8 protein-coding genes and 1 pseudogene are annotated in these 9,200 nt (G+C 70.9%); 7 read left to right on the top strand and 2 right to left on the bottom strand.

What is annotated here, in order from left to right; translation table 11 throughout:
* Positions 1-112: 112 nt before the first annotated feature.
* Positions 113-661 (bottom strand): type II toxin-antitoxin system PemK/MazF family toxin, encoded by a 549-nt coding sequence (locus HMPREF3086_RS08165; protein ID WP_063974046.1) that lies wholly within the window; start codon positions 659-661, stop codon positions 113-115.
* A 32-nt stretch (positions 662-693) separates the two neighbouring features.
* Between HMPREF3086_RS08165 and HMPREF3086_RS08160 the strand changes: the two genes are divergently transcribed.
* The gene (locus HMPREF3086_RS08160; RefSeq protein WP_070721281.1) at positions 694-1,416 is read left to right on the top strand and encodes an EthD domain-containing protein; all 723 of its coding nucleotides are present in this window, start codon (positions 694-696) and stop codon (positions 1,414-1,416) included.
* A 59-nt stretch (positions 1,417-1,475) separates the two neighbouring features.
* Positions 1,476-3,335 (top strand): translation elongation factor 4, encoded by a 1,860-nt coding sequence (gene lepA, locus HMPREF3086_RS08155; RefSeq protein ID WP_070721279.1) that lies wholly within the window; start codon positions 1,476-1,478, stop codon positions 3,333-3,335.
* A 31-nt stretch (positions 3,336-3,366) separates the two neighbouring features.
* Here the strand turns inward: lepA and HMPREF3086_RS08150 are convergent, their stop codons facing one another.
* Positions 3,367-3,879: a CGNR zinc finger domain-containing protein gene (locus tag HMPREF3086_RS08150; protein ID WP_070721277.1), complete on the bottom strand. Its 513-nt coding sequence runs from the start codon at positions 3,877-3,879 to the stop codon at positions 3,367-3,369.
* A 26-nt stretch (positions 3,880-3,905) separates the two neighbouring features.
* Between HMPREF3086_RS08150 and HMPREF3086_RS08145 the strand changes: the two genes are divergently transcribed.
* From HMPREF3086_RS08145 to HMPREF3086_RS19585, 5 genes and pseudogenes are all read left to right on the top strand, one after another.
* A complete protein-coding gene (locus HMPREF3086_RS08145; RefSeq protein WP_070721274.1) occupies positions 3,906-4,727 on the top strand; it encodes a TSUP family transporter in 822 nt (273 codons plus the stop codon).
* 95 nt (positions 4,728-4,822) lie between these two features.
* The gene (locus HMPREF3086_RS08140; protein WP_070721272.1) at positions 4,823-6,931 is read left to right on the top strand and encodes a M3 family metallopeptidase; all 2,109 of its coding nucleotides are present in this window, start codon (positions 4,823-4,825) and stop codon (positions 6,929-6,931) included.
* A gap of 9 nt (positions 6,932-6,940) precedes the next feature.
* On the top strand, positions 6,941-7,150 hold the full coding sequence (locus tag HMPREF3086_RS08135; protein ID WP_061913708.1) for a hypothetical protein: 210 nt from the start codon (positions 6,941-6,943) through the stop codon (positions 7,148-7,150).
* A 158-nt stretch (positions 7,151-7,308) separates the two neighbouring features.
* A pseudogene (locus tag HMPREF3086_RS08130) lies at positions 7,309-8,688 on the top strand (wax ester/triacylglycerol synthase family O-acyltransferase); the annotation flags it as partial.
* Between the two features lie 78 nt (positions 8,689-8,766).
* On the top strand, positions 8,767-9,200 hold a 434-nt coding region (locus HMPREF3086_RS19585; RefSeq protein WP_246830939.1), incomplete at its 3' end, for a histone H1-like repetitive region-containing protein.

The raw sequence follows: 9,200 nt of genomic DNA, 5'->3' as shown, positions 1-9,200 counted from the left end.
CCGACGAACTAACGGAGATGCCCACTAGCTGCGGAGGGCGGCGCGGAAACTGCCGGCGTCAGCGCCAGCTGCGGAGGGCTAGCTGCGGAGGGGCGGCGCGGGACTACCGGCGTCAGCGCCAGCCGTAGTCCGCGCGGAGCCGGTCGGCGACGGCGTCGAACTTCTGCCGCGGGCAGATCGCGCCCTCGCGCCGGATGCCCTGCTCGGGGACGTCCAGCACCCGGTCCAGGCGTACCCAGCTCGGCCGGCCCTCGGAGTCCCAGGGGCCCGATCCGAGTCCGAGCCACTCCTCGTCGTCGTCCCTCTTGTCCCTCGAGGAGAGCTGGAGGCCCAGCAAGCGGTCCCCGTCGCGCCCCACCACCAGGACCGGCCGGTCCTTTCCGCGTCCGTCGTTCTCCTCGAACTCCACCCACGTCCACACGATCTCGCCGGGATCGGCGTGGCCATCCAGGTCCGGGGTGTAGGAGATCGTGCGCGCGCGGCTCGAGGTGGGTGCGGTGCGCGTGGTGGCCGGCCGGCCCGGGGCGCCGGCCTGACGCGAGAGGGCGGGGGAGGCACCCCGGTCGTCCAGACGCCTGCGCACCTCGCGCGCGACCGTCGGTCCGTATCTACGGCCCATCCGGACCGCCGTGCGACCCACGCGGGCCCAGTCGATTGCCATGCCCGTCAGGGTAACCGCCATAGGATCGACCCATGGACATGCTGTTGGCCGTGGTGTGGGCACAGGACGGGCCGGTCGAGCCGGCGGGGGCGCAGGAGTTGCGCGGGCGGATCGCGGAGGCCGTGACGGGGCCGCTGGCCGCACTGGGCGTCGACGAGGTCGTGGTCAACGTGCGCGACGAACAGGTCGCCGGCGCGATGATCGACGTGCGCGTCACCGAGCTGCCGGTGCTCGCGGTGGTCCGCACCCGGGTGCCGGTCGCCTCGGCCACCGCGTGTGCGGAACTCCTCGCGGCGCTGGGGGCGCTCGGGCCGGTGTCGGCGTGGTCGGTCACCGCGTCCGAACCCCTGCCGGCCCCGGCGCCCGGACCCGACGGGCGCTGCGCGGGGATGGCCAACATCGCGTTCCTGCGCCGGCCGGGGCGGATCGGGCGTGAGGAGTGGCTGCGTGTGTGGCTCGAGGAGCACACGCGGGTGGCGATCGACACCCAGTCCACCACCTCCTACACCCAGCACGTGGTGGTCCGCGCGCTCACGCCGGACGCCCCGCGGATCGACGGGATCGTGGAGGAGGTCTTCCCCGCCGAGGCGGCGACGGACCTGGGGGTGTTCTTCGACGCGCGCGGGGACGACGAGCGTATGACGGCCAACATGCGGGCGATGACCGCGTCGACCGCGCGGTTCCTCGACGACGGCACCGTGGACGCCGTCCCCACGGGTCGATACGTGGTGGGTGTTCGGGCTGCGGGCGTGTGACAATGGGGTGATCGCCCGGACGGACCGCAACCCAGCAGCACCCGGGCCCGCCTCCAGGAGTGATCGAGATTCCCAACTTCGCAGAGACGACGTTCACCGATCCGGCCAGGATCAGGAACTTCTGCATCATCGCGCACATCGACCACGGCAAGTCGACGCTGGCCGACCGGATGCTGCAGCTCACCGGCGTGGTCGAGGAGCGGCTCATGCGCGCCCAGTACCTCGACCGCATGGACATCGAGCGCGAGCGCGGCATCACCATCAAGGCGCAGAACGTCCGCCTGCCCTGGGTGCCGCGCTCCGGCGCGCACGAGGGCGAGGAGATCGTCCTGCACATGATCGACACCCCCGGTCACGTGGACTTCACCTACGAGGTCTCCCGCGCGCTCGAGGCGTGTGAGGGCGCGATCCTCCTGGTGGACGCCGCGCAGGGCATCGAGGCACAGACCCTGGCCAACCTCTACCTGGCCATGGAGAACGACCTCGAGATCATCCCCGTGCTCAACAAGATCGACCTGCCGGCCGCGGACCCCGACCGGTTCGCCGAGGAGATCTCCCACATCATCGGCTGCGAGCCGGACGACGTCCTGCGCGTCTCCGGCAAGACGGGCATGGGCGTCGAGGCGCTGCTGGACAAGCTGTGCGAGACCATCCCCGCCCCGGTGGGTGACCCGGAGGCCCCGCCGCGGGCGATGATCTTCGACTCAGTGTACGACACCTACCGCGGTGTGGTCACGTACGTCCGCGTGGTCGACGGCTCGCTCAAGCCGCGCGAGAAGGTCAAGATGATGTCCACGGGTACCACCTACGAGGCGCTCGAGGTGGGGATCATCTCGCCCGAGCCCAAGGCCACGGACGGGCTCGGCCCCGGCGAGGTGGGCTACCTCATCACCGGCGTGAAGGACGTCCGCCAGTCCAAGGTCGGTGACACGGTCACCGCCGCGCGGAACGGCGCGGAGGAGCCGCTCCCCGGGTACGCCGAGCCCAACCCCATGGTCTTCTCGGGCCTGTATCCGATCGACGGCTCGGACTACCCGGTGCTGCGCGACGCCCTGGACAAGCTGCGCCACAACGACGCGTCCCTGGACTACGAGCCCGAGACGTCGGTGGCGCTGGGCTTCGGCTTCCGCTGCGGCTTTTTGGGCCTGCTGCACATGGAGATCACGCGCGACCGCCTGGAGCGCGAGTTCAACCTCGACCTCATCTCCACCGCCCCGAACGTCGTGTACCGCGTCGTGGCCGAGGACGGCTCCGAGCATCAGGTCACCAACCCCTCGTACTGGCCCGAGGGCAAGAATCGCGAGGTCTACGAGCCGATCGTCAAGTGCACGATCATCGTGCCCAGCGAGTTCGTCGGCACGACCATGGAGCTGTGCCAGTCCAAGCGCGGCGAGATGAAGGGCATGGACTACCTGTCGGAGACGCGGGGGGAGTTGCGGTACGTGCTGCCGATGGGCGAGATCATCTTCGACTTCTTCGACTCCCTCAAGTCCCGCACCAAGGGTTACGCGTCGATGGACTACGAGGAGGCCGGCGAGCAGATCGCGGACCTGGTCAAGGTCGACATCCTGCTGCAGGGCGAGGCTGTGGACGCGTTCAGCGCGATCGTGCACCGCGACCACGCGCAGGCGTACGGCAACAAGATGACGGTCAAGCTCAAGGAGCTCATCCCGCGTCAGCAGTACGAGGTGCCGGTGCAGGCGGCGATCGGGTCCAAGATCATCGCGCGCGAGAACATCCGCGCCATCCGCAAGGACGTGCTGTCCAAGTGCTACGGCGGCGACATCAGCCGTAAGCGCAAGCTGCTGGAGAAGCAGAAGGAGGGCAAGAAGCGGATGAAGTCCATCGGCCGGGTGGACGTGCCGCAGGAGGCCTTCGTCGCGGCGCTGTCGGCGGATTCGAGCACGGACAAGAAGTAGGTCCGGGCGGCGGGTCCGGGCGGCGACCGCGTCAGACCCGTGCGCGGTGGCGGCGGACCGCGCACCGGTTCGTGCAGCGCGTCGAGCAGTACGCCTTGCGCCCGTTGCGGGTGGTGTCGGCGAACACGGCGTCGCAGTCGTCGGCCGCGCACCGCGCGAGCCGGTCGATGCCGCGTGAGGTGAGGTGCAGGGCGGTGCCCACCGAGAACATGGTGGTGAGCAGCCGCGCGAACGAGACGTCGTCGGCGCGGTAGTGGACGTGCCAGTGTCCGTCGTGGTCGGTGAGTCGCGGCGGCCCGGCGTGCTCGGCCAACAGGGCGTTGAGCGCGGTGGCGCGCTCACGGGGGTCGGTGGTGTCGACGACGACGAGCCAGTCGTCGAGGAACGTCAGCAGGTCCCCGAGGTCCGCGTCGGAGGCGCTCCGATCGATGGTCACGCCCGCTTCGCGGCAGCGATCCACCAGCTCGCGGGAGGTGCGGGGGCGGCGGTTGGCCAGGTCGGCGGCCAGGGTGACCGGATCGGCTCCGTAAGGGTTGATATACACAAACCGATTACAGCACAGTTGTCGACATGCCCTTCTCCCTGGCGAGCGCAGCCTCGTCGTCCGCCGTCGGTGTCTCGGTGTGGGTCCTCGCGGCCCTGGTGCTGGCGGCGTTCGTCGCGGGTTGGGTCGACTCGGTGGTCGGCGGGGGCGGGCTCATCCAGTTGCCGGCGCTGGTCATCGGTCTCCCCGCCGACGCCTCCACCCCGGAGATCCTCGGCACCAACAAGCTCTCGTCGGTGGCCGGGACGCTCATGGCCACGGCGACCTATCTGCGCCGGATCCGGGTTCCGGTGGCAATGGTCGCGCCGCTGGTCGTGGCCGCCTTCGCGGGCTCAGCGGCGGGCTCGTCCGTCGCCCGCTTCATCCCCAAGGAGCTGCTCACCCCGCTCGTCCTGGTGGCGGTGGTCGCGGTGGGAACCTACACGTGGCTCAAGCCGAGCCTGGGGCGTGTCCACGAGGAGCGGCACTCGGGCTGGTCCCGCGCGTGGCGCTCGGCGCTCATCGGCGTGGCGGTGGGCTTCTACGACGGGATCCTCGGCCCGGGGACGGGTTCCTTCTTCGTCATCGCGATCGTCGCGTTCCTGGGCTTCGGGTTCCTCCAGGGCACCGTGGCCGCCAAGATCGCCAACCTCACCACCAACCTCGCCTCGATCCTCGTGTTCGGTGTGCACGGTGAGGTCCTGTGGATCCTCGGCGGCTGCATGGCCCTGGCCAACCTCACCGGGGGCTTCCTCGGGGCCCGCATGGCCATGAACCGCGGCAACGAGTTCATCCGCACCGTGTTCCTCGCGGTCATCGCGATCCTGGCCGTGAGGCTGGCGTGGGACACCGCCGCGCAGTGGATGTGAGGTGCGCTGCCGCGCGGTGCACGTGACGTGCGTTGCCGCGCGGCGGTCGTGAGCGGGCGGGGGCACGGTCGGGGAGCGGACGTAGACTGCCCGTCATGACCACTCCGAGCCCCGAGGCCCCGCGTCACCCGCTGCTCGACGAGTCCCCGCTGCCGTACGGACTGCCCGACTTCGCGGCGGTGCGGGACGAGGACCTCGAGCCGGCCATCCGCACCGCGATCGACGATCACGCGGCGGAGATCGCCGCGATCGTGGGCAACCCGGAGCCGCCGACGGCCGACAACACCGTGGTCGCGCTCGAGCGCTCGGGCCTTGCTCTGGACCGGGTCCTGTCGGTCTTCTACGGACTGCTCGGCCCGGACGCCACGCCCGCCCGCCTGGCCGTGGAACGGGTCGTCTCGCCGCTGCTGGCCGCGCACCGCTCGGCCGTGATGACGGACCCCGGCCTGTTCGCGCGCGTCGACGCGGTCCACTCCGCGCTGGAGGCCGGCGAGCCGGACCTCGACGACGAGACCGCGCGGCTCGTCCGCCGGCACCACCGGGACCTGCTCCGTGCGGGTGCGGCGCTCGACGACGCGGGCCGGGCCCGCCTCACCGCGATCGACACCCGTCTCGCGGAGCTCACCACGGAGTTCGGCGAGAACCTGCTGGCCTCCACCACGGAACTGGCCGTCCCCGTCACCGACGAGGCCGAACTCGCCGGGCTGCCGGAGTCGATGCGTGCCACGCTCGCCGCGACCGCCGCCGACGCGGGCCGGGACGGCTGGCTGATCCCGCTGGGGCTGCCGACGGTCCAGCCGATCACCGCCTGGCTCGACGACGCGGGCCTGCGCCGCCGCGTGTCGGAGGCCTCGCTGGGCCGGGGCGCGACCCCGGGGCACGACAACACCCCGATCGTGCTGGAGATCGTGCGCCTGCGCGCCGAGCGCGCCCGCCTGCTCGGGCTGGGGTCCCACGCCGAACACGTCCTCGCCGTGGAGACGGCCGGGACCCCGGAGGCGGCCCGCGGTCTGCTGCTCGACGTGGTCGACGCCGCGGTGACCAACGCCCGCAACGAGGCCAAGGACCTGCTCGGTGGCGAGGAGCGCGAACTGCACCCGGCGGACTGGGCGTGGGAGTCCGAGCGGCTGCGGGCCGAGCGGTTCCGGGTGGACGACGCGACCGTCCGGCCGTACTTCGAGCTCGAGCGCGTGCTGCGCGACGGGGTGATGCACGCGGCGTCGGAGTTGTACGGGCTGCGCTTCGCCGAGCGCACCGATCTCGCCGGGTACCTGCCCGATGTCCGCGTGATCGAGGTGTTCGACGAGGAGCGGGCGGAGCCGGATGCCGGCGTCGGCCTGCTGTTGTTGGACTACTACGCCCGTCCCACCAAGCGCGGCGGGGCATGGATGAGTTCGTTCCGGGACCAGTCCCGGCTCCTGGACTCCCGCCCGGTGGTCGTCAACGTCATGAACCTCGCCCGTCCCGCGGCGGGGCAGCCCACGCTGCTCACCATGGACGAGGTCACGACGATGTTCCACGAGTTCGGTCACGCCCTGCACGGACTCCTGTCGGATGTGGAGTACCCGGTGTTCTCGGGCACCTCGGTCCCGCGCGACTTCGTCGAGTTCCCGTCCCAGGTCAACGAGATGTGGGCGCGCCGGCCGGAGATGCTCGCCCGCTACGCGCGGCACGTCGAGACGGGGGAGCCGATCGGTGAAGAACTGGTGGAGCGGATGCGGGAGGCCGAGCGCTTCGGCGAAGGCCAGGCCACCGTGGAGTACCTCGCCGCCGCCCTGATCGACCTCGAGTGGCACTCGCTCACCCCGGAGGAGGCGGAGGCCGTCACCGACGTCGACGAGTTCGAGGCCCGTGTGCTGGCCGGTGCCGGCCTCGACGTACCGGGCATCGAGCCGCGCTACCGGTCGCGGTACTTCCAGCACATCTTCGCCGGCGGGTACTCGGCTGCCTACTACTCGTACTTCTGGGCCGAGGTGCTCGACGCCGACGCCGCCGAGTGGTTCGTGGAGCGCGGGGGGCTGAGGCGGGACTCGGGGGACCGGATGCGACGCGAGGTCCTCTCGCGGGGCGGCGCGATCGATTTCCTCGACGCCTACCGGCGGATGCGCGGGTCTGAGCCGAACACGGCGGCCCTGCTGCGCCGACGCGGACTCGACTCCTCGGTGGTGGGAGGCCGCCGCGCCGCCGCCACCGGGCGGTCGTAGGATCCCTTCGTGACGGCGTTCCTGCAGTTCTGGGACAGGGTCGAGCTCTGGCTCGCCACCCTGCCGTTCCCCCTGCAGGTCGCGATCATGCTCGCGATGGGGGTCCCGCTGTTCCTCCTCGCCGCCGTGGCGGTGGAGTGGATCGCGGATCTGCTCGTCCAGAGGTTCCGCGCGCTCGTCGCGCCGCGGACCGCCGAGACCGGGAAGGAGGTCCGCTGATGCCCCGGTCGCGTGTGACGCTCGCCCTCGTCCTGCTAATCGCGTTCGTCGTGATCGCATGGGTCCTCGTCGAGGTCCTGTAGACCCTGTTCACATTCGCTGCACGGAACCGTTCGCAACGCGACCCGTGGGGCGAAACCCGGACGTACACTCCCTCCATGCAGCGCTTGAGTGGGCTCGACGCCAGCTTCCTCTACTTCGAGACCAGGTCCCAGCTCCTGCACGTGTGCGGGCTGATCGTGCTGGATGTGTCCGAGATGCCGGACGGGTACTCGTTCGGGGCCCTGCGGGACGAGCTCTCCCGGCGGATCACCGCGATGCCCCCGTTCCGTCGCAAACTGCACGACTCGCTGCTCAACGTGGACCATCCGGTCTGGGTGGAGGACGAGGAGTTCGACATCGACCACCACCTGCACCGCGTCGGCATTCCCGCCCCCGGCGGGGATCACGAACTCGCGGAGCTGTGCGCACACCTCGCCGGCCAGCCGATCGACCGGTCGATGCCGCTGTGGCAGATGTACGTCATCGAGGGCCTGCAGGACGGCAGGGTCGCCGTGTTCGCGAAGATGCACCACTCCACGGTGGACGGCGTCACGGGAGCCAACATGCTCTCGCAGCTGTGCACGTTGACGCCCGAGGACCCGGACCTCGACGAGGAGCTGGTCGGTCAGAGCGCCGGTGGTTCCGGGGCACTGGAGCTCGCCGTCGGCGGGGCGCTGTCCCGCCTGGCCACGCCGTGGCGGCTCGCCTCGCTGCTGCCGGGCACGCTCGGGGTGTTGCCGTCGTGGATCTACCGTGCCCGCAAGGGGCTGGCCATGCCCGCGCCGTTCACGGCCCCGCGCACTCCGTTCAACCGCACCATCACCGGCCACAGGTCCATCTCCTTCGCCAGCGTGGACCTCGTGGACGTCAAGCGCGTGAAGAACGCCTTCGGCACGACGGTCAACGACGTGGTGCTGGCCGTGTGCTCCACCGCCCTGCGCAAGTACCTCGACGGGCTGGACGCCCTGCCGCGCAAGCCGCTCATCGCGATGGTGCCGATGTCCGTGCACGCCGCGGAGTCCAGACCGGGCACCAACCGGGTGTCGGGGATGTTCATGTCCCTGGCCACGGATATCGACGACCCTGTCGGGAGGCTCGAGGCGATCCGCGACGCGAACACCGTGGCCAAGGACCACACCGACGCCCTGGACGCCAACCTGCTCACGGACTGGGCGCAGTTCGCCGCGCCGTCGGTGTTCGGGTCCGCGGTGCGTATGTACTCGCGGCTGCGACTCTCCGAGCGTCACCCGGTCGTGCACAACCTGGTGGTCTCGAACGTGCCCGGCCCCAACTTCCCGCTGTACTTCCTGGGCGCGAAGATCGAGAAGATGATGCCGATGGGCCCGGTGTTCCACGGCGCCGGCCTGAACTGCACTGTGATGTCGCTGGACGGACGCCTCCACTTCGGGTTCATCGGGTGTAAGGACCTCGTGCCGGATCCCTGGCCGCTGGCGAACGCGGTCGAGGACGCACTGGCGGAGTTCGTCGTCGCGGCGGCCGAGTGCGACGGCGGTGGCGATCCGGCGGGCCCGGCCGGGGCCGAGGTCGCCGTACGGGAGGGCACCTCCACGGCCGTGGCCACACTCGACGAGCAGTCGACCGAGGTGGCCGAGCGCCCTGCGCCGTCGAGGAAGGCACCCGCGAAGAAGGCGACCGCCGCGAAGACGCCGGCGAAGAAGGCTCCCGCGAAGAAGGCAGCCGCGGAGAAGACTCCCGCCAAGAAGGCGGCCGCCGCGAAGACGCCGGCGAAGAAGACTCCCGCGAAGAAGGCAGCCGCAGAGAAGGTCCCCGCCGCGAATGCGCCGGCGAAGAAGTCGCCGGCGAAAAAGGCCGCCACGAAGAAGGCCCCGGCGAGGAAGGGCGCGGCCGCGAAGCGACAGAACAAGCCCACCGGCTCCAAGCCGACCGGGTCCGCACCGCGGCCGGCTGACCGCGCGGACGCACCCGCCGCGCCGACGTACAGCGCGCCGGCGGTGACCACGCCCGACGGTGACGTCGGACCCGCCCG

The organism is Dietzia sp. HMSC21D01 (assembly GCF_001815995.1).
GTDB classification, from domain to species: Bacteria; Actinomycetota; Actinomycetes; order Mycobacteriales; family Mycobacteriaceae; genus Dietzia; species Dietzia cinnamea.
This window is presented reverse-complemented; position numbering and strand designations above follow the sequence as displayed.

What these genes read in the sequence shown, in the direction of transcription:
- HMPREF3086_RS08165 (WP_063974046.1), bottom strand. Translation starts at nt 661, where the DNA reads ATGGCAATCGACTGGGCCCGCGTGGGTCGCACGGCGGTCCGGATGGGC.
- HMPREF3086_RS08160 (WP_070721281.1), top strand. Translation starts at nt 694, where the DNA reads ATGGACATGCTGTTGGCCGTGGTGTGGGCACAGGACGGGCCGGTCGAG.
- HMPREF3086_RS08145 (WP_070721274.1), top strand. Translation starts at nt 3,906, where the DNA reads ATGCCCTTCTCCCTGGCGAGCGCAGCCTCGTCGTCCGCCGTCGGTGTC.
- HMPREF3086_RS08140 (WP_070721272.1), top strand. Translation starts at nt 4,823, where the DNA reads ATGACCACTCCGAGCCCCGAGGCCCCGCGTCACCCGCTGCTCGACGAG.